Source organism: Nocardia sp. NPDC055029, assembly GCF_053608525.1.
In genome coordinates, this window is the sequence record NZ_JBSGVQ010000002.1 from 16,457 (window position 1) to 35,021 (window position 18,565).

16 protein-coding genes are annotated in these 18,565 nt (G+C 66.7%); 14 read left to right on the plus strand and 2 right to left on the minus strand.

What is annotated here, in order from left to right:
• Nucleotides 1–28: 28 nt before the first annotated feature.
• The 6 genes from ACWF9G_RS01935 (at nucleotide 29) to ACWF9G_RS01960 (ending at nucleotide 5,336) form a co-directional block, all read left to right on the plus strand.
• Nucleotides 29–937: an IclR family transcriptional regulator gene (locus tag ACWF9G_RS01935; RefSeq protein ID WP_452512963.1), complete on the plus strand. Its 909-nt coding sequence runs from the start codon at nucleotides 29–31 to the stop codon at nucleotides 935–937.
• Between the two features lie 109 nt (nucleotides 938–1,046).
• The gene (locus ACWF9G_RS01940; RefSeq protein WP_379311172.1) at nucleotides 1,047–2,018 is read left to right on the plus strand and encodes a hypothetical protein; all 972 of its coding nucleotides are present in this window, start codon (nucleotides 1,047–1,049) and stop codon (nucleotides 2,016–2,018) included.
• A gap of 169 nt (nucleotides 2,019–2,187) precedes the next feature.
• Nucleotides 2,188–3,078, plus strand: a complete 891-nt coding sequence (locus ACWF9G_RS01945; protein WP_452512964.1) for a DUF5995 family protein — start codon at nucleotides 2,188–2,190, stop codon at nucleotides 3,076–3,078.
• Nucleotides 3,079–3,178: 100 nt separating this feature from the next.
• Complete coding sequence (locus tag ACWF9G_RS01950) at nucleotides 3,179–3,832, plus strand: GNAT family N-acetyltransferase (RefSeq protein ID WP_452512966.1); 654 nt, start codon at nucleotides 3,179–3,181, stop codon at nucleotides 3,830–3,832.
• Nucleotides 3,833–4,077: 245 nt separating this feature from the next.
• Nucleotides 4,078–4,464, plus strand: coding sequence for a VOC family protein (locus tag ACWF9G_RS01955; protein ID WP_452512968.1), 387 nt, complete (start codon nucleotides 4,078–4,080; stop codon nucleotides 4,462–4,464).
• Entirely contained in the window at nucleotides 4,461–5,336 is an 876-nt protein-coding gene (locus tag ACWF9G_RS01960; RefSeq protein WP_452512969.1) for a sigma-70 family RNA polymerase sigma factor, read from the plus strand. Before ACWF9G_RS01955 ends, ACWF9G_RS01960 begins: the two co-directional genes overlap by 4 nt.
• 145 nt (nucleotides 5,337–5,481) lie before the next feature.
• Here the strand turns inward: ACWF9G_RS01960 and ACWF9G_RS01965 are convergent, their stop codons facing one another.
• Nucleotides 5,482–6,078, minus strand: coding sequence for a TetR/AcrR family transcriptional regulator (locus ACWF9G_RS01965; protein WP_452512971.1), 597 nt, complete (start codon nucleotides 6,076–6,078; stop codon nucleotides 5,482–5,484).
• Nucleotides 6,079–6,220: 142 nt separating this feature from the next.
• On the opposite strand from ACWF9G_RS01965, the gene ACWF9G_RS01970 reads away from it, so the two are divergent.
• The 4 genes from ACWF9G_RS01970 (at nucleotide 6,221) to ACWF9G_RS01985 (ending at nucleotide 12,117) form a co-directional block, all read left to right on the plus strand.
• On the plus strand, nucleotides 6,221–8,596 hold the full coding sequence (locus ACWF9G_RS01970; RefSeq protein WP_452512972.1) for an MMPL family transporter: 2,376 nt from the start codon (nucleotides 6,221–6,223) through the stop codon (nucleotides 8,594–8,596).
• A gap of 36 nt (nucleotides 8,597–8,632) precedes the next feature.
• Nucleotides 8,633–9,505: a phytanoyl-CoA dioxygenase family protein gene (locus ACWF9G_RS01975; RefSeq protein WP_452512974.1), complete on the plus strand. Its 873-nt coding sequence runs from the start codon at nucleotides 8,633–8,635 to the stop codon at nucleotides 9,503–9,505.
• A gap of 68 nt (nucleotides 9,506–9,573) precedes the next feature.
• A complete protein-coding gene (locus ACWF9G_RS01980; protein WP_452512976.1) occupies nucleotides 9,574–10,731 on the plus strand; it encodes a zinc-binding dehydrogenase in 1,158 nt (385 codons plus the stop codon).
• 159 nt (nucleotides 10,732–10,890) lie between these two features.
• The gene (locus tag ACWF9G_RS01985) at nucleotides 10,891–12,117 is read left to right on the plus strand and encodes a PucR family transcriptional regulator (RefSeq protein WP_452512977.1); all 1,227 of its coding nucleotides are present in this window, start codon (nucleotides 10,891–10,893) and stop codon (nucleotides 12,115–12,117) included.
• Nucleotides 12,118–12,131: 14 nt separating this feature from the next.
• Here ACWF9G_RS01985 and ACWF9G_RS01990 read toward each other — a convergent pair whose 3' ends face one another.
• A complete protein-coding gene (locus ACWF9G_RS01990; RefSeq protein WP_452512979.1) occupies nucleotides 12,132–12,626 on the minus strand; it encodes an SRPBCC family protein in 495 nt (164 codons plus the stop codon).
• Nucleotides 12,627–12,921: 295 nt separating this feature from the next.
• Here ACWF9G_RS01990 and ACWF9G_RS01995 point away from each other — a divergent pair, with 295 nt between their 5' ends.
• The 4 genes from ACWF9G_RS01995 to ACWF9G_RS02010 all read left to right on the plus strand — a co-directional run bounded on the left by ACWF9G_RS01995 (nucleotide 12,922) and on the right by ACWF9G_RS02010 (nucleotide 18,457).
• Nucleotides 12,922–14,481, plus strand: a complete 1,560-nt coding sequence (locus ACWF9G_RS01995; RefSeq protein ID WP_452512981.1) for a flavin-containing monooxygenase — start codon at nucleotides 12,922–12,924, stop codon at nucleotides 14,479–14,481.
• Nucleotides 14,474–15,448 (plus strand): alpha/beta fold hydrolase, encoded by a 975-nt coding sequence (locus ACWF9G_RS02000; RefSeq protein ID WP_452512983.1) that lies wholly within the window; start codon nucleotides 14,474–14,476, stop codon nucleotides 15,446–15,448. The genes ACWF9G_RS01995 and ACWF9G_RS02000 overlap by 8 nt, the downstream gene beginning before the upstream one ends.
• 146 nt (nucleotides 15,449–15,594) lie before the next feature.
• Nucleotides 15,595–17,016, plus strand: a complete 1,422-nt coding sequence (locus ACWF9G_RS02005) for a flavin monoamine oxidase family protein (protein WP_452512984.1) — start codon at nucleotides 15,595–15,597, stop codon at nucleotides 17,014–17,016.
• Nucleotides 17,017–17,026: 10 nt separating this feature from the next.
• On the plus strand, nucleotides 17,027–18,457 hold the full coding sequence (locus ACWF9G_RS02010) for an aminobutyraldehyde dehydrogenase (protein WP_452512986.1): 1,431 nt from the start codon (nucleotides 17,027–17,029) through the stop codon (nucleotides 18,455–18,457).
• Nucleotides 18,458–18,565: the final 108 nt, after the last annotated feature.

Sequence of the window (18,565 nt, forward strand, 5' to 3'; positions counted from 1 at the left end):
CGAATATTCGACGCTATTGTTCGATATTGTGACACCGACGATAAGCCGGGCCGAGCGCGCCGGTCAAGAGGCGACCGCTGATTCGGTGGGCGAAGTGGGTGTCGCATCACCGCCGACCCAACGGGTCGTCAAGGTGCTCGAGCTGCTCTCGCGGCACCCGACCGATCGGCTGTCCCTGGCCCGGATCGTTCGCGAAGCGGGATTGTCCAGAGCCACCGCGCACGCGGTGCTCACCCAGCTCACCGCGGACGGCTGGACCGTGCGCGACGACGACGGCTGCTACGGCATCGGTCTGCGCCTGCTGACCGTCGCCCGCCGAGCCGAAGCGGCCTTCCCGCTGCGCCGCACCGCGGCGCCCCACCTGCGCGCCCTGTTCGAGCGCACCGGTGATCCGGTGTTCCTCGCCGAACGCGACGGGGACAGCATCGTGGTCACCGAGGTCGTCGGGAACCCGTCCGCGGGCTGGATCCGCCCTGGCCGCAGGCTCCCGCTCGCGCCGCCTGTCTGCCGTGAATTCGTCGCCTGGGCGCCCGAGCCGGCCCGGCAGGCGTGGCTCGCGACCGCCGATCCGGTCCACCGCGATCGCCTGGCCCGCGTCCTCGCCGAGATCCGTGCCCGCGGCTACTCGGTCGAACGGCTCGTCGACGATTCGACGCCGATGCTGGAAGTGCTGGCGGGCCTGCGGGAGTCGCCGATCACCGCCGCGCTGCGCGCACAACTGGGCTCGGTCATCACCGAACTGATCACCATCGACTACCTGCCCGACGAGCTCGGACCCGAGAACGCCGTCGTCACCCTCGCCGCACCGGTGCGCGATGCGCGTGGCGCGGTGGTCGCCGCGGTCGTGAGCTGCCCCGACACCCGCTTGTCGGCGGCGGCGCTGAGCGATCTCGGCTCCGCCACCGTCGCCGCCGCCGACCGGATCAGCGCGTTGTAGCCGCCCGGCCCACGGCACCCGTCGAGGACGGTTCACCATTACGCTGACGGGTGAACCTGGCCTGACCCGCAGGACGGTCGCGGAGGCAGGTGGCGAGGGAGGACTCGACGTGGCAAACGACAGCGATCGCTGGTGGGAGGCGCCGGGCATGTCGGGGGAGTCCCCGCAGACCGGAGCCGACCCCTACTCCCAGCCCTCCATCCCGCAGCAGCCGGGCGGATATCCGCCGCCGCAGTACGGTGCGCCTCAGCCCGGGTACGGGCAACCGCCGTATGGCCAGCAGCCTTACGCGCCGCAGCCCTACGGCCAGCAGCCCTATGCGCAACAGCCGTACGGGTATGCGCCACAACCGAATCCGGGTCCGCCGCGCAGCGGAAACGGCGCCGGTGTGATCATCGCGGTGGTCGTCGTTGTCGCGTTGATCGCTGTCGTCGGGATCGCCGCCGTCGTGATCGGCACCAGCAGTTCCGACGACACCTCCGCCGCGGCGACCTCGACCACCGCGACGACGGTGAAAGCGGGACCGCTGACCGGCACGACCACCGCACCGGCGACGCCGGGTTCGAAAGGCGTGCTCGTCGCCTCCTACCGCGTCGCCTACGACGTGCCGTCCGCGTGGTCGGTGTCCGAGGAGTACGACACCATGTCCTTCACCACGGGGCTCGGCTCGATGAACGGCCGCGGCCAGGCGACCGAAGGCGAGAGCTACTGCCCCGGCTCGGCCTATCGCGCCATGGCGGGCGTCACCACGACCACCGAATCCGATCCCGCGGCCGCTGCCAAGGCCGTCGCGAAAATCGCTGCGGCAGGCGGATACTCGGACCCGACCGGCGGAAAGCTGACCTCACCGACCGCGCTCACGACCCAGAGTGGTGTCACCGGCCAGTTCGTCGAGAGCACAGGCCCCTGGAAGCCGACGGTCGCCGGCTGCACCGCCGACTCCTACTCGGTGTACACCTTCGCCTTCAAAAACGCCGCCAATACGTTGCTGGTGCTGACCCTCCTCGTCGACCGCAACGCCACCGGCGAACTCACCGCCGACCAGGCCAAGAAGATCATCACCAGCTTGCGCCTGGTCTGAGCTCTGGTCAGGACTGTTACGGGAGCGTCGCCAGATAGTCGATGAAATCGGTGGCGGAAAGTGGTTTCCGGCATTCGCCCAGGCTATGGCACCGTTCGCCCGGTTTCCCGGCTCGCTTCGCGCCGTGTTGTGCGCTGCGGTGCCGGCTCGCGGGTGGTGGAATCTGCGGGTGCGTGTATCGAGTGGAATAGCTGCTGTCGTTGCGGCCCTGATCATGATCCTGCCCGCTGTCGTCGCGGGACCGGCCACCGGCGCTGTTCGCGACACGGCGTGTGGTTCGACGCTCTCGTCTGCCGATATCGCCGACGTCGCACGGCTGTCGGATACTTCGACGATCACCGGCGCCGACAGTCTCGCGCGACTCGAGAACGCGGTGGACCGGCACCACCGGATCACCGAGATCCTCGTCGCCCACCGGGACCTGCGCGGTCTGTTCGCCGTCGGCCTCGACGGCGTCGAAAATGCGGCCGTCATGCCGCTCCAGCGCGACCCCGCCGCGTTCGCGAACCGCGAGTACGCGCACGCGATCAGCACGGAACTCCTGCACCGATTCCTCGACAACCTGCACGCCGAATTCACCGGCGGTGTTACCGAACCCCACTGGGCCCACTATTTCGCCCTCGCCCAGGACTGCGGCGTATCCAGAGCCCGCACCGCGATGGCAGGCTACAACGCCCATCTCACCGTCGACCTGACGTATTCGGTTGCGGCAGTGGGCAGTCGACCCGAGAACGCCCCGGACTACTTCAAGATCGTCGCGAGCATCGCCGCCGTCGGCGACGTGATCATCGACCGCACCAAAGCGGTCTACGGCGCCGACCTCGGTCCACTGTGGCGGTTCTACTTCGTCGGCGAGGGACTCGACCAGCTGTTCGGCGCCGGCGTCGCCACCGAGCAGATGCTCATCGCCGCCGACCTGGGCGCCAATACCGTCATCTTCACCAACGGCCTTGCCCTGCAGGATCCCGCCCTCGCCCCTACGGTGCGCGCGGAGGTCACGGCCTTGTGGCAGGCGGCCGACCTGGCCTTCGACGCACTGGCGCGGATCAACGCCCTGTGATGCGCTTCCAGCACTGGGTGTGCAGCGCACAGACATCCAGGTCGCTGCTGGTAGACAAATCGTTGGCCGCGACGGCCGCTCGATGGTCATGATGGCCGGTATGAGCCTGATGAAGTACTGGCCCCTGGCCGGATTGCAGGTGCGTACACCCCGACTGGAATTGAGATTGCCCGATCCGCAGGACCTGGGCGCACTTGCCGGGCTGGCCGCTGAGGGAGTGCACGATCCGGCAGTGCAACCGTTTACCGCCGAGTGGACAGACGCAGACCCGGACGTCCGCGCACAGCGGGTACTGCAGTGGCACTGGCGATGCTGGGCCGAGTGGCAGGCCGACGCGTGGAGCCTCAACTTCGTCGTGCTCCGAGACGGAACCGTGGTCGGTACCCAGTCGCTCGCCGCGAAGAACTTCGCGGTCTGCGCCGAGGTGAACACCGGCTCCTGGCTCGGCCGAACACACCACGGCCAAGGAATCGGAACGGAGATGCGGGCCGCGGTCCTAAATCTGGCCTTCGCCGGGCTCGGAGCGAATTCGGCGGTCTCCGGCGCCTTCGAGGACAACCAGGGCTCCCATGGGGTCTCCCGCAAACTCGGGTACGAGCCCGACGGTATCGAAGTGCACGCGGTGCGGGGAAAGCCGGCGGTTCTCCGACGACTGCGGCTGACGCATGCCCGATGGGAAGCCCATCGAAGCGTGCCCGTAGAAGTGACCGGACTGACGGAATGCTTGCCGCTGTTCGGCATTCGAAGGTCTTGAGGTGCAGCGGCATTCGGCATGAGCGCGCATCGTCAGCGAACGCGCGCTACGCGGCAGGACAGTGCATCGGGCTCGACGGCGGAAATCGTGTGTGGAGGCGGGTTCGGTACGTCCCGAGTGGGTGCTGCGATTCGCTCGGCAATCGCTTCGGGGGCGATCCTGTTACCTTTTGCGGACCACACTCGTCATAGAAGCGACGACCGGTTACGGACGGTCTCGCATCTACGATCGAAGTGGAGCAGCCGATGCTGACCAACATCATGTACGTGACGATCTACGTCACCGATCAAGACCGCGCGCTGGAGTTCTACACCGAAGGCCTCGGCTTGGACAAGCGGATCGACTTCACCGGGCCCGATGGGCGTTTCCTCACCGTAGGAATCGCCGATAGCCCGGTGCAGATCATTCTGTGGCCGCAGTCCGCGGACGGGCCGGTGGTCGGGACCCGAAACGGTGCGCCGGGCCAGCTGATTCTCGAATCCGATGATCTGCGAAAGGACTTCGAGGTGTTCCGCGGTCGCGGAGTGACTTTCGTGAAATCCGAGCCCGAGGATTATCCGTTCGGGATCCGGGTCGAGGCGACAGACCCAGACGGCAACCGAATCTCGCTGCGCGAGCAGCGTAAGCCGTGACCGGCCACCCATTCGGCCTGGTGGCCGAGACGTTCGAGGCCCAGCGCGATCGGCTGCGTACCGTCGCCTATCGCGTGCTGGGCTCGCACGCCGATGCCGAGGACGTGGTCCAGGAAGCATGGCTGCGCTTGATCCGTCTGGACACAGCGACGATCGATAGCCTGGCGGGCTGGCTGACCACCGTGGTCGGCCGAATCAGCCTGGATCTGCTGCGCTCCCGCCAAGCCCGCCCCGAAACCGGATATGGGCAGGAGTTTCCGGGGTTCGTGGTGACACCTGACGACGGCCCTACACCGGATGAGCAAGTCGCGCTGGCAGATTCGGTTGGGCTCGCCCTGCTGGTCGTGCTCGATACCCTCAGCCCGAGCGAGCGCCTTGCGTTCGTCCTGCACGATATGTTCGCGGTCTCGTTCTCCGAAATCGGGCAGATCCTGGGCAAATCCGCCGATGCCAGCAAGATGATCGCCAGTCGCGCCCGCCGCAAGGTTCAAGCCACGGAACGTCGAGCGGGGCCCGGGCGTGAGCACCAAGAGGTCGTCCAAGCCTTCCGTGCCGCGGCCCTAGCCGGCGACTTCGAAGCGCTCCTGCGCGTCCTCGACCCGCAAGTGAAGTTGACTGTCGACACTTCCGACGGTGTGGTCGTCACCCTGGGCGCGACCGCGGTTGCCTCCGGCGCTCGCATGTTCTCCGGCGAGGTCGCTCGACAACGGCCCGTGCTGGTCAACGGCATCCCTGGCCATATGTCCTGGCGTCCTGACGGAACCCCTCTCTCAGTCATTGCCTTCACCGTCACCGATGGCCGGATCACCGCGCTTCACATCGTGATCGACCCGGCCAAACTTGCCTCGGTCCGGTTGCCCGAACCGGCCTGAACCGGCTCCGTCAGAGTTGGCCGGCCCGCGCAGGCGAGTGACCCTTTGTGCGGGTCACTTCTTTCCATGCCGGCTGGTTCGCCCCGGCCCAGTTTCTGGCCCGTTTCGGCGACACGGTCCGCGGTGGTCGGATCCGAAATGCAATTCATTCTCTGGTGATGATCTCCCAGATCCATTCTGCGACATCGGGTGTCGGTGTCTGCGGCAGATGTTCCAGCCAGTAGGTGATGACGGCGAGTATCGCCCCGGCCAGTGCGGCGGCGTCGACCGCGGCCGGGACTGGGGATTCGACCGGCGCGTGCTGGCCGAGGAGCCCGATTCCTTCGACGAGGATGGTGGCGATACTGCGAGCCAGTCGTGCGTGGACCGCGGCGGATCCGTGGGCGCCGAGCACATTGCGATACAGCTGGGCGTGATCGGCGATGTGTTGGAGGTAGTCGACCAGGAACTGCGGCGGTTGACCGGGCAACCCTTCGTCGAGTCCTTCGGTCCGTAGTGAGACGCCCGCGTCGAGGGCGTGGCGGTCGATGGCGTCGGCGAGCAGCGTCTCCTTGTCGGTGTAGTGGTCGTAGAAGGTGCTGCGGCTCACTCCCGCGCGCTGGGTGATGTCGGAGATCGCGATGCCGTCCACCGGGCCTTCTTGCCCGAGTTTCAGGATCGCGTCTTGCAGTAACCCGCGGCTGCGCAGCACGCGCGCGTCATCGGATGCCGGTTTGCGCTGGGCTGTCTGCTCTCGATTCACACCTCAACCTTCCCATCTCCGCTTCGTGTGCTGCGCGACACGTTGACGTGCCTAGGCACCTCCCTTTTATCCTACATGTGTAGGTAAACCGACAGATGTAGGCAAACGGACGTTTGTAGGTTTTGATTCTGAAGGGGTAGGCATGGCTCGTGTTCTCTATCGCCTCGGCGATCTCTGTTTCCGAAACCCGTGGCGGGTGGTCGCGGCTTGGTCGCTGATCGCTGTTGTCGTTGCCACGGTCGGGATCACGTTGGGCGCCAAGGTTTCCGACAAGTTCGAGATCCCCGGTACCGAGTCCGATCGTGCGCTGCAGGTACTGGTCGACAGCTTCGGCAAGGGCGCGCCGACTACGCCCGGCGAGGCCGCGGCACGCCTTGTCGTCCGGGCGCCGGCAGGCCAGGGCCTGCCGCTGGAGCGGATCGACGCCGAGCTGGCAGGGCTGACCGGCGTACCGGGCATCGAGTCGGTCACCCCGGCCTCGCCGGCGGTCGCTGAGCGCGGTGATGTCACCTTCGCCGACATCAGCTTCTCCCGGCCGGTGGATCCGGCAGCGAAGGCGGCGGTGGACAAGGCGCACACGACGTTTCAGGCGATGGGGTTGCGTCCTCTGCTGACCGGTGGCCCGTACTACTCGGAGGCCTCGTTTGTCGGTCCGGCCGAGGCGATCGGTGTGGCGATCGCGATGGGGGTGTTGCTCGTGACCTTCGCGTCGCTGCTGGCCGCCGGGTTGCCGATCCTGATCGGGTTGATCGGCGTCGCTGTCGGAACCGGCGGTGTGGTGGCGGTCTCCACCCTGTTCGACGCATCCTCGGCCACCCTGGCGTTGTCGTTGATGCTGGGCCTGGCGGTGGGTATCGACTACACGCTGTTCATCGTGTCCCGCCACCGACAGCAGCTCGCCGAGGGCATGGCTGTGCGCGAATCGGTGGCCCGGTCGATCGGGACGGCGGGCAGCGCTGTCGTCTTCGCCGGTGCGACGGTGCTCATCGCCCTGTGTGGGCTGTCGATCGCCGGGATACCGTTCCTGACCGGTATGGGTCTGGCGGCCGCGGCGTGCGTCAGCGTCGTGGTGGCGCTGGCCGTCACCCTTCTGCCTGCGCTACTCGGATTCTCCGGTGCCCGGCTCATTCCCCGTGGGCGCGGGCTTCGCGCGATCGAGGGCGCGCGACGGCCCAACCGGTGGGGCCGGATCGTCACCGAACGTCCGATCACCACCCTGGTCGCGGGAATCGCGGCTCTGGCGGTACTCGCGCTGCCGGTCGCGGATCTGCGTCTCGGCCTGCCGAATGCCGGTCAAGACCCCGCAGGCACGGTGTCACGCACGTCCCATGACCTGCTGGCCCATGCCTACACGCCGGGACTGAACGGGCCTCTCATCGCAGTCGTCGACGGTGAGCCCGGCCGGATCCACGCTCAGACTGAGGCCGCGGTGCTGCGGATCACCGCGATGCCCGGGGTCGCGATGGTCTTGCCGCCGGAGGTCGACGATGCGGGCGACACCGCTCAGTTCGTCGTCGTTCCCGCTACCGCTCCCAGTTCCGAACGGACCGCCGAGCTGGTGCGCGCCATCCGTGACAGCGCAGGGGACCTGCGTACCGAACAGGGCGCGGCCCTGCACTTGACCGGTGAGACCGTGATCGGGATCGACGTGGCAGACAAGCTCTCCGACGCCCTGGTCCCGTTCCTTATCGTCGTGGTCGGTCTCGCGCTGGTGTTGCTGATGGTGGCGTTCCGGTCGGTTCTGGTGCCGCTGACCGCGGCGCTGGGATTCCTGCTGTCGTTGGCGGTCGCACTCGGCGCGACGACTGCGGTCTACCAGTGGGGGTGGCTGGGCTCGCTGCTGAACGTGCATCACCCCGCCCCGATCCTGGCATTCCTGCCGATCCTGTTGATCGGCGTACTTTTCGGCCTGGCAATGGACTATCAGGTGTTCCTGATGTCGCGGATGCGGGAGGCCTACGTCAGCGGCAAGAACACGGCGCTGGAGGCGGTGCGCATCGGATACGCGGACAGCGCCCGGGTGATCACCGCAGCGGCCGTGATCATGATCGCGGTCTTCGCCGGATTCCTGTTCAGCCACAACACGATGATCGGGCCGATCGGCTTCGCGATGGGCATCGGCGTGCTGTTCGACGCGCTCGTCGTCCGCATGACACTCATCCCGGCAGTCATGGCCCTGCTCGGCCGCCACGCGTGGTGGCTGCCCGCGTCACTCGAACGGTGGATGCCCCACGTCGACATCGAAGGCGAAACACTACCCGAACCAGCCGCGCCGAACCCGGAGCGAAAGGAGGCCGCTGTGCAGCAGTCAGGCCTACACCGGGCCACGGTGGGGGAATCGGAGACCGAGGTGTGCAGTGTGCACCGGCATCAGGTGCACTCGTGGGCGCCGTGGCGTAGTGGACAGACGCCGCCGCAGGCAGAGTGGCATTACGCCGGTGGCCGCGAAGTGCGGGTGTCCGAGCAGTCCATTCCGGAGGCGAAATGCGCTGGCGAGCAGCAGCATCCGACCTCATAGCGGTGAGTCCATCCAGTCGAGACGAAGGTGAAAACCATGACATCAACGGCAGAGCGCCGGTCACGGCCCTTGCGCAAGGTATCGCGGTCGACGGAGGTGCGGGAGACCCTGCAAATCGTGGCCGAGGACGGGGCGGTGATCATCGGCGAGTTCCTCTCCGTCGATCAGGTCCGCCGGTTCAACGCCGAACTCGACCCCGCCCTGGCAGGAGTTTCAGCAGGATCGCAGCATTGGAACCCGATCATGCAGGAGTTCCACGGCGCCAACACCCAACGCATGACCGGCCTGGTGACACAGAGCCCGACCTTCCGCACCGAAATCCTCGACGACGATCTCCTACACGCCCTGTGCGAGGGAACATTCCGCGATCAGCTGGGGGACTGGTGGCTCTCGACCGGGCAGGTCATCCAGATCGGTCCCGGCAACCGGGCCCAGTTCCTGCATCGTGACAACGAGAACTATCCCGCCTTCGCCGCAATGGGCCGGTACGCACCCGAAGTGTGTGCCAATCTCCTTGTCGCGCTGACCGATTTCACCGACGCCAACGGCGCGACCAGGGTATTGCCGGGGACTCATCTGGCCGACGACTTCGGTGTCCGCGGAGATCCAGGGGAAACCGTTGCCGCCGAAATGAGCGCCGGTGACGCATTGTATTTCTCCGGCAAAGTCCTGCACGGTGGCGGCGCCAATCGGACCCATGATCACAGCCGACGGGCAGTGAGCATCGCCGTCCAAGCATCGTTTCTGACTCCGGAGGAGGCACACGCGCTGCTGATCGACCGAGACACAATCCGCGACCTGCCCGCGCGGGTGCAGAAACTACTCGGATTCCGCTCGCAGTACCCCGTGGGATCACCGGGCCTGTGGACATCCGATGCCCACGAGATCGCTCGTCACCTCGGCCTCTGACAAGTCGTATACGACGGTCCACCACGGCCGCGCACCACTGTTCAGTGACACGAATCAGGAAGCCTCACATGCCTACTCACGACATCGCGAGTTCGCGGCCTACGTCGATCCGCGCCGTCGTCCTCGACGACGACGGCAAGATCGCGCTCAGGGACGTCGACCTCGCACCCCCGGGACCCGGCGAAGTACAGGTACGGATCGTCGCTGCCGGGGTCTGTCACTCCGACCTGCACGTCACCGCCGGCGCGTGGCAGGTGCCCCGACCGCTGGTCCTGGGGCACGAGGGATCAGGGATCGTCACCGGGGTCGGAGAAGGTGTCGACGAGCTCGAGATCGGCGACCACGTCGTCCTGTCCTGGGTGCCCGGTTGTGGGCACTGCCGAACCTGTCGCGCCGGGCGACCGGCACAATGCTCACTGGTGGCCGCCATCGTCGCGCCCGGCGGGGTGCTCTACGACGGCACGACCCGGCTGTCGGACGCGGAGGGCCGCATCCACCACTATCTCGGAGTGTCGTCGTTCGCCGAGGAAGTCGTCGTCCCGGTTTCGGGCGCCATCAAGGTTCGCGATGATGCTCCGCTCGAGGATGTCGCGATCATCGGCTGTGCCATCGCGACCGGTGTCGGCGCGGTACGTAACACCGCGGCGGTCCGACCGGAGTCCACCGTGGCCGTGATCGGCTGCGGCGGAGTCGGTCTGGCGTGCATCCAGGGCGCGAGGCTGGAAGGCGCCACCCGGATCGTCGCGGTCGACATCGTGGCCGAGAAACTCGAACTGGCTATGACTCTGGGGGCAACCGACATCGTCGATGCCGCCGCTGTGCCCGATGTGGTTGCCGCGCTTCGTTCGGTCGTACCTGACGGCTACGACTATGTGTTCGACGCCATCGGCAAAATACGGACCACCGAGCAGGCCATCGCCGCACTTGGGCTCGGCGGCGCGGCGGTGATCGTGGGCCTCCCGGCGCAGGGAGAACACGCGACCTTCGATCCGCTCGCACTCGCCGAAGCCGACCAACGCATCCTCGGCTGCAACTACGGCTCGTCCATCCCGCACCGCGACATCCCGGAACTGGTGGATGAGGTCATGGCCGGACGCCTCGATCTGGCATCGATGATCTCCGCCCGCCGGCCGCTGTCGGAAGCTGCCGACGCCCTGGCCGACCTGTCTGCCGGCCATGCCCTACGTCAGCTACTGCTCCCCGACCGGGACGTCGTCGAGGGCTGAGGAGTTGCAGCGGCCGCCCTGCGCACCGATGGGAGTGGAGTGTGCGGCGCTCACCGCTGCGGACGGCAAGAGCGTGCGGCTCTTCGTAGCGGCGCGGGCATCGTGGCCGTTCTCGGAGAGTCGGGTGCAATCGAGGCAGCGATGGTGAACAGTGCCCCTATGGAGGAACTGTGGCCGGTGCCGAGCGAACGGGCGTGCGTGTTGATGCGTGGCGTTGCCGAACGGATCCTGCCCACCACCGAGGCGCTTGTCGACGAAGTGTTCTCCGCCTCTCAGCTCGGCACCCAGTACCCGTTCATCGTGGAGGATCCGGTACTCGCCGCCGGCGACCGGCGGATGCACAAGGCGTATCTCATCCACTGGCTCACCGCGACCATCCAGAACCCTGGCCGGCGCGTTCCGCCGTGCGAAGATCCCGAGACTCTGGGTTTCGCCCGCGACCTCGTGCGGCGAGGGCTGGACACCAGCGATCTGGGATCGTGGCGGGCCGGCCAGCGGGTTGCGTGGCAACGGTGGACCGACGAGTGTTTCGGTGCGACGAGCGACCACGAACTGCTCCGCGAGACCCTGCGGGTGTCGGGCTGTTCGATCATCACCTTCGTCGACGATTCGATGGCCGCGCTGTCCGCCTATGTCGAAGCCGAACGTACCGACCTGGCCCGCAGCGCCCACGCAGAACGGCACTCGACCGCCCAGCTGTTGCTCGAAGGCGCACCGATCAGCCGTGCGCGCGCCGAGGCCCGCCTCGGCTACGCCCTCACCGGTAACCATGTGGCAGCCATCGTCTGGGTGGATTCCACCGAACGCTCCGAGGCCATCGAAACGGCAGCCGAGCAGGTGATGCGGGCCTGCGGAGCCGGTCGGCGGTTGACGCTGGTGGCGAGCACCAACGCGCTGTGGTTGTGGCTGCCTACCGATCAGGTCCCGCCGATATCGGTGTTGCGGCAGGAGCTGGCGGGATTGTCCGGCGTGCGGGTGGCATTGGGCCGCCCCGGACGCGACATCGAGGGCTTCCGCCGCACCCACCTGGACGCGGCCACGGCGCAGCGGGTCCTGGCACGGTTGGGCTCGGCCCGCCAGATCGTTCGCTACGAGGACATCCAGCTCGTCGCGGCCCTGTCCGCCGATATGGTCCAAGCCGAACAGTTCGTCGCCGACACCCTCGGCGAATTCGCGACCGCCGACACCGTCCTGCGGGAAACAGCGCTGACCTACGTGCAGGAACGGTTCAACGCCACCAGCACCGCCGAGCGCCTGTTCACCCACCGCAACACCATCGAGCGCCGGCTGACCCGCGTCGACCGGCTGTTGCCGCAACCGCTGGTCGACAACGCGACCAGCGTGGTCGCCGCGCTGATGTATCTGCAGTTGCGCGACGACCGTTGACCGGGTTGCCGGAGCTAGAAACGATCGGCGTTGCGAGCAGCGTGACGGCCGGCGAGCTTTTCGAGGTTGGCCAGTGAGGTCGTGAATTCGGTAGCGAGCATTCGCCGCAGCAGCCGTGTCACGATCGGAATGAACCGGCCATAGGAAAGCTCGATCGATGACCCGTAGGTGACGTAGGCGAGTTCGGCGCCCGCAGCGTCGGTCACCGGTTCCATCCGCACGAACGGCCGGATCTCGCCGACACCGGGAAACCCTTTCCCGGTAAAGGTGCGTTCGCGTTGCGCAACGACAGTGCGCAGGGTCCAGGTGGTGACCGATGTCAACGGCCCAGCCACGACACTGATCTCTTCGAAACTGCGCCCGATTCCGAACGGACGGTCGACTTGGGTCACCTCGCGAACGTTGTTGCACCATTGGGCGTTGTGGCGCGGATCTTCGGTGAACTCCCACACTGCCGCCACCGGCACCGGCATCAGCCGCGATGCGCTGAACTCGTGAAATTCTGACATGCGCCCAGCCTGGCGCGTCGGTTGTGCCGTCGGCCACGCCGCCGTGCACCCTCATCCGTCGCCGGTGCGACACACTGCACCGCCGCCGCACGGGAGGCAACTGAGCCGATTTCATCAACTGGACGTCGACGGCTCATCACCCACTTCCCTCCGGCGAGCCCGAATTCGCCCGCACCGGCCGGTGTGCACTGTGCACCTGTCCAGGTCCCAGCTGGGGGCACGGCGCTGTAGTTGGCGACCTGTCACCAGAGGGAGGGTGGGTCAACGCCTAACCAACGGAAAAGGGGTGAATGTGATGAACACGTCGACGATCGTCAACGAAGAGTTCGACATCGTGATCATCGGTGCCGGAATCTCGGGAATCGGCGCCGCTCGCTACGCCACGAAAGCGTTTCCGACCAAACGCGTCGTCGTGCTGGAAAGCCGCGACAATATCGGTGGCACATGGGATCTGTTCCGCTACCCCGGCATTCGATCGGATTCGGACCTGCACACCTTCGGCTACGAATTCAAACCGTGGAAGGACCGCGCCGCGATCGCCGACGCCCCGCTCATCCGCGACTACCTGCACGAGACCGTGCAGGAAAACGGGCTCGAAAAGTTGATCCGCTTCCGGCACCGGGTGATCTCGGCGGACTGGTCCACCGCCGAAGCGGCCTGGACCTTGCAGGTACAGATCGACAACGGCGGTGAGTCGGCCACCCACCATCAGATCAAGGCGAACTGGGTCTTCGCAGCGACCGGGTACTACCGCTACGAGGAGGGCTTCACCCCGCATTTCGAGGGACGCGACGATTTCGCCGGGGACATCCTTCATCCGCAGCACTGGCCGGAGGGCTACGACTACGCCGGCAAGAAGGTAGTGGTGATCGGCAGCGGCGCCACCGCGATCACGCTCGTGCCGTCGATGGCCTCGGGCCCGGGCGCAGCCGAGCACGTGACGATGCTGCAGCGCACCCCGACCTACGTGATGTCGCTGCCGCGGGTGGACTCGCTCGCGCTGACACTGACCAAGTTGTTCGGAGAGCAGCGTGGGTACGCGTTGACCCGGTTCAAGAACATCTGGCTCGATCGCGCGGTTGTGAAGGGCCTGCGCATGTTCCCGCGGGCCGGCCGCGCGCTGATCCGCCACGTCAACAAGGGCCTGCTACCGCAGGGTTTCGACGTCGACACCCATTTCAACCCTCCTTATGATCCGTGGGATCAGCGGCTGTGCCTGGCACCCGACGGCGACTTCTTCGAATCGATCCGCGACGGCGACGCCTCGGTGGTCACCGACAAGATCGTTCGGTTCACCGAGACCGGCATCCTGCTCGAATCCGGTCGCGAGCTGGCGGCCGACGTCATCGTCACGGCCACCGGCCTGAACCTGCAGTTGCTCGGCGGCATGGACCTGCGGGTCGACGGGAACCTGGTCAACCTCGCCGAATCGATCGCCTATCGCGGCATGCTGCTCTCCGGTGTCCCCAACTGGGCGATCGCGGTCGGGTACACGACCTCGTCGTGGACGCTGAAGATCAGCCTGATGTGCCGCTACTTCTGCGACCTGCTCGCGCACATGGACAGCTTCGGCTACGACACCGCGGTCGCGGTGGCCGAGCCCGGAATGCAGACCAGGCCGGTGCTCGACATCAGCGCCGGGTATGTGTTGCGTTCGCAGCACACCGTGCCTCGGCAAGGAACTGAACTGCCCTGGCGGATGGGGCTGTCCTACCCGGAAGACGCCAAACTGCTCCGGGGCGCGCTGTTCGACGAGAGCCTGCACCTCAGCGCCAGCACCGACCGGCCCTTCAGCGGCGACACATCCACCGTCGGCGAACTGACCGGAGCGGCACAGGAATCCGGCAATGTCTGAGCTGTCCGTGCGGAGTCCGGATCAGTTCACCCGTCTGCCCAGCGGCATCCGTGTCTGCTATCGCGTCGACGGTCAGCTCGGGCAGCCCGCAGTCCTGCTGATCGGTGGTCTCGGTGAAGACCTGACCATGTGGTCCCAGCACTTCGTAACAGCTCTCGTGTCGCGCGGTTTCCTCGTCGTCCGGATGGACAACCGGGACAGTGGGCGGTCGACCTTCGTCTCCACTCCCGCCCCGGGCGTCCTGCGCCTGGCATCGGCACGCCCACGCTCGGATGCCTACACCCTCGCCGACTGCGCAACCGACTGCGCGTACCTGATTGAGCACCTCGGCGTCGGTTCTGCTCATGTTGTCGGGCGATCGATGGGCGGCATGATCGCGCAGACGATCGCCGCTGAATTCCCGACGCGCGCCGCATCATTGACCTCGATCTACTCGACAACGGGCAACCCCGGGGTCGGGCGTGCGTCGTTGAAGACGACCTTCATCCTGGCCACCCAGGCGCCGCGGACGAAACCGCAGGCGGTCAAAGCGCACCTGCGGCTGACCGCCGATCTGGCGGGCTCGGGGTATCCCATCGACGTGCTCGCCGAGGCCGAGCACGCAGCCACCCAGTGGGATAGAACCGCCGGCGACGGCCCTGCGGGGATGCAACGCCAGCTACAAGCCATCCAGGCCTCCGGCGACCGCACCGCCGAGCTGCGCACGATCAACGTGCCCACGCTCGTCATCAACGGCGAACGCGACCCCCTCGTCGACCCCTCGGGGGGTGAGGCCACCGCGGCCGCCATCCCCAACTCCCGCCACATCGTCATCGCCGGAATGGGTCACCACATTCCGGACGCGCTTGCCGACCTGATCGTCGAACGCGTGGCCGCCCACATCGACAAGCACATCCCGAAACCGGTTACGGCACAGCACCGTCGACGATCCACTGCTAAGAAGCGCCAGGGACGAACCCGATCATGAAAGCCGACGACAGGTGCCAACCACCGGCCCAGTCGCGATAGCCGGCCCCGGGCTCGTCGCGCCGCGGGCCCCGGCAGCGGCGCAGAGGAGATCAGGACCAGGAGCCGACGTTTCCCACTCACCGATAGCACAGGAGGACTCACCCCATGAGCGAGCAACTTACTGCCGACGTCGTCGTCGTCGGTGCCGGAGTGTCGGGACTCACCGCAGCCCGCCGACTCCACCAAGCCGGACATTCTGTCGTTGTGCTGGAAGCAGGCGACCGGGTCGGAGGACGTACCGTCAACCTCGATGTCGCACCCGGTGTGATCACCGAGGGCGGCGGGCAGTGGGTCGGACCCGGTCAAGACCACGTGCTGGCGCTGCTGGACGAACTCGGCCTCGACACGTTCAAGACCTTCGTCGAGGGCAAGTCGATCTATCTGCGTAAAGGCAAGAAGAAGCTGTACAAGGGCACGATCCCGCCGTTGAACCCGATGGTTCTGGCCGACTACGCCCAGATGCAGCTGCGTCTGGAGCGGATGGCGAAAACGGTTCCGCTCGATGCGCCGTGGAACGCACCCGAGGCCCGCCACTGGGACAGCATCACCTTCGGACAGTGGATCGACGCGAACTCCTTCACCAAGGAAGTACGGCTGCTGTTCAAGCTGGCCTTCACCGTGACCGACGGCGAAGATCTGCACAGCACCTCGCTGCTGGTGCAGCTGGCCCGCATCGCCGGCTGTGGCGGGATCGAGCACCTGGTCAACATCACCGGTGGCGCGCAGGAATCCCGGGTGGTGGGCGGCACCCAGCTGATCTCGCTGCGCATGGCCGAAGCCCTGCCCGGAAGGGTCGTGCTCGACTCGCCGGTCTCGCAGATCACCCAGGACGACACCGGGGTGCTGGTGTCCTCTGCCCGTGCCGATGTTCGCGCCGACCAGGTGATCGTCGCGATGGCCCCCTCCGACGCCAACCGCATCCGGTTCGCACCGGACCTGCCGACCCGCCGGGCCATGCTGCAGCGCCGCTGGTGCAACGGCACCGAGAGCAAACTGTTCGCGATCTATGACCGACCGTTCTGGCGCGACAACGGATTCAACGGCCAGGCCATCACCGACCTGCGGGTCGCCAACTACGTCGTCGACAACTCCCCGCCCGACGGCAGCGTCGGGATCCTGCTCACCTTCCTCGGCACCGCCGGATCCGGGTACGGCCTGCACTGGAGCGATGACATCCTCGACAACCCCGAGGTGCGCCGCGCGATGTTGCTGGCAGACCTGCAGACCTTGTTCGGGCCCGAGGCTGCACACCCGCGGGCCTATCTGGAGAAGGACTGGACGCACGAACCGTGGATCAGCGGGTGCGTCAGCTCCCGTCCGCCCGGCGTGATCACCCAGTACACCGACGCCGACCGCCGACCGGTCGGGCGCATCCACTGGGCAGGCACCGAGACCGCCACCATCAACCAGGGCTACATCGACGGCGCGGTGAGCGCGGGCCAGCGAGCAGCCGAAGCCGCGGGCTGGGCACTGTCGCAGATCCCGGTGACTTCGCCTGCCGGACCAGTCGCCACCGCACAACGCTGAGAGGGAAATCATGTCGATCGCGCTGTTGCGCAACTATATCGATGGCCAGTTCGTGCCCTCGATGTCCACCGAGGCTCTGGACCTGATCAATCCGGTTGACGAGCACGTGGTGGGTCGGGCACCGATCTCGACTCGGGGCGATGTCGAGGCGGCGGTCGCCGCCGCATCACGCGCTTTTCTCACCTGGGGCAAGACCACCCCGGCCTTCCGGCAGTCGGCACTGCTGAAACTGGCCGACGCGATCGAGGCACACAGCGACGAGATCGTCGACGCGCAGTGCCGCAACACCGGTCAGCCGCGGGCGGTCATCGCCGGCGAGGAGGTGGCGGTGGCTGCCGACCAGCTGCGCTTCTTCGCCGGAGCGGCCAGATTGCTCGAGGGCAAAGCCGCCGGGGAATACATGGACGGATTCACCTCCTACGTGCGGCGCGAACCGATCGGGGTCGTCGGGCAGGTGACGCCGTGGAACTACCCGTTCATGATGGCGATCTGGAAGATCGGACCAGCCCTGGCCGCCGGTAACACCGTGGTACTCAAGCCCAGTGACACGACACCCGAAAGCACTCTTGTCCTGGCGCGGATCAGCAAAGGGATCCTGCCCGACGGGGTGTTCAACGTGGTGCTCGGTGACAGCGGCACCGGCGCGGCGCTGGTATCGCGTCCCGCGCTCGGGCTGGTCTCGATCACCGGATCGGTGCGGGCCGGGATCGCTGTCGCGGCCGCGGCGGCAGAGCAGGTCACACGCTTACACCTCGAACTCGGCGGCAACGCACCGGCGGTGGTGTTCGCCGACGCCGACATCGACAAGGCAGCCGGTGGTATCGCCGAGGCGGCCTTCTTCAACGCAGGACAGGACTGCACCGCCGCAGCCCGGGTCCTGGTCCACCACTCCGTCCACGACCAGCTCGTCGAGGCGCTGGTGAAAAAGGCGGAGACCCTGCGCCCCGGACTGCCCGAGGACCCGAATGCCTTCTACGGCCCGTTGAACAACATCGACCACTTCACCGCGGTCACCGACAAACTCGAGGCCCTTCCATCGCACGCCCGGATCGTCTGCGGTGGCCAACGGGTGGGCAACCTGGGCTACCTCCTCGAGCCCACCATCATCACCGGTGTCGGTCAGCACGACGAGATCGTGCAGCAGGAGACCTTCGGGCCGGTGCTGACCGTGCAGGCCTTCACCGACGAAGCCCAGGCCATCGACTACGCCAACGACGTGCCCTACGGCCTGGCGGCGAGCGTGTGGACCCGCGACCACGGCACCGTCGAACGGCTGACCCTGGCATTGGATTTCGGCGCGGTATGGGTGAACTGCCACATCCCGCTGGTCGCCGAGATGCCCCACGGCGGATTCAAATACTCCGGATATGGCAAAGACCTCTCCGCCTACAGCGTCGAGGAATACACCCGGATCAAGCACGTGATGAGCACCCACGACTGACACCCGAACAGTCCTGCTCCGGGTGGTGTGCTGCGCAGCCCGGGCGGGGCAATCTCCACGAATCACTCGAATCACAGTGGTGTGGAGCAAATTACGAGTATTCGGCAC

Bases quoted from the DNA above. Each gene is read 5' to 3' on its own strand.
- ACWF9G_RS01955 (WP_452512968.1), top strand. From the start codon at position 4,078: ATGCTGACCAACATCATGTACGTGACGATCTACGTCACCGATCAAGAC.
- ACWF9G_RS01980 (WP_452512976.1), top strand. From the start codon at position 9,574: ATGCCTACTCACGACATCGCGAGTTCGCGGCCTACGTCGATCCGCGCC.
- ACWF9G_RS01995 (WP_452512981.1), top strand. From the start codon at position 12,922: ATGAACACGTCGACGATCGTCAACGAAGAGTTCGACATCGTGATCATC.
- ACWF9G_RS01950 (WP_452512966.1), top strand. From the start codon at position 3,179: ATGAGCCTGATGAAGTACTGGCCCCTGGCCGGATTGCAGGTGCGTACA.
- ACWF9G_RS01985 (WP_452512977.1), top strand. From the start codon at position 10,891: ATGGAGGAACTGTGGCCGGTGCCGAGCGAACGGGCGTGCGTGTTGATG.
- ACWF9G_RS02000 (WP_452512983.1), top strand. From the start codon at position 14,474: ATGTCTGAGCTGTCCGTGCGGAGTCCGGATCAGTTCACCCGTCTGCCC.
- ACWF9G_RS01990 (WP_452512979.1), bottom strand. From the start codon at position 12,626: ATGTCAGAATTTCACGAGTTCAGCGCATCGCGGCTGATGCCGGTGCCG.
- ACWF9G_RS01975 (WP_452512974.1), top strand. From the start codon at position 8,633: ATGACATCAACGGCAGAGCGCCGGTCACGGCCCTTGCGCAAGGTATCG.
- ACWF9G_RS02005 (WP_452512984.1), top strand. From the start codon at position 15,595: ATGAGCGAGCAACTTACTGCCGACGTCGTCGTCGTCGGTGCCGGAGTG.
- ACWF9G_RS01970 (WP_452512972.1), top strand. From the start codon at position 6,221: ATGGCTCGTGTTCTCTATCGCCTCGGCGATCTCTGTTTCCGAAACCCG.
- ACWF9G_RS02010 (WP_452512986.1), top strand. From the start codon at position 17,027: ATGTCGATCGCGCTGTTGCGCAACTATATCGATGGCCAGTTCGTGCCC.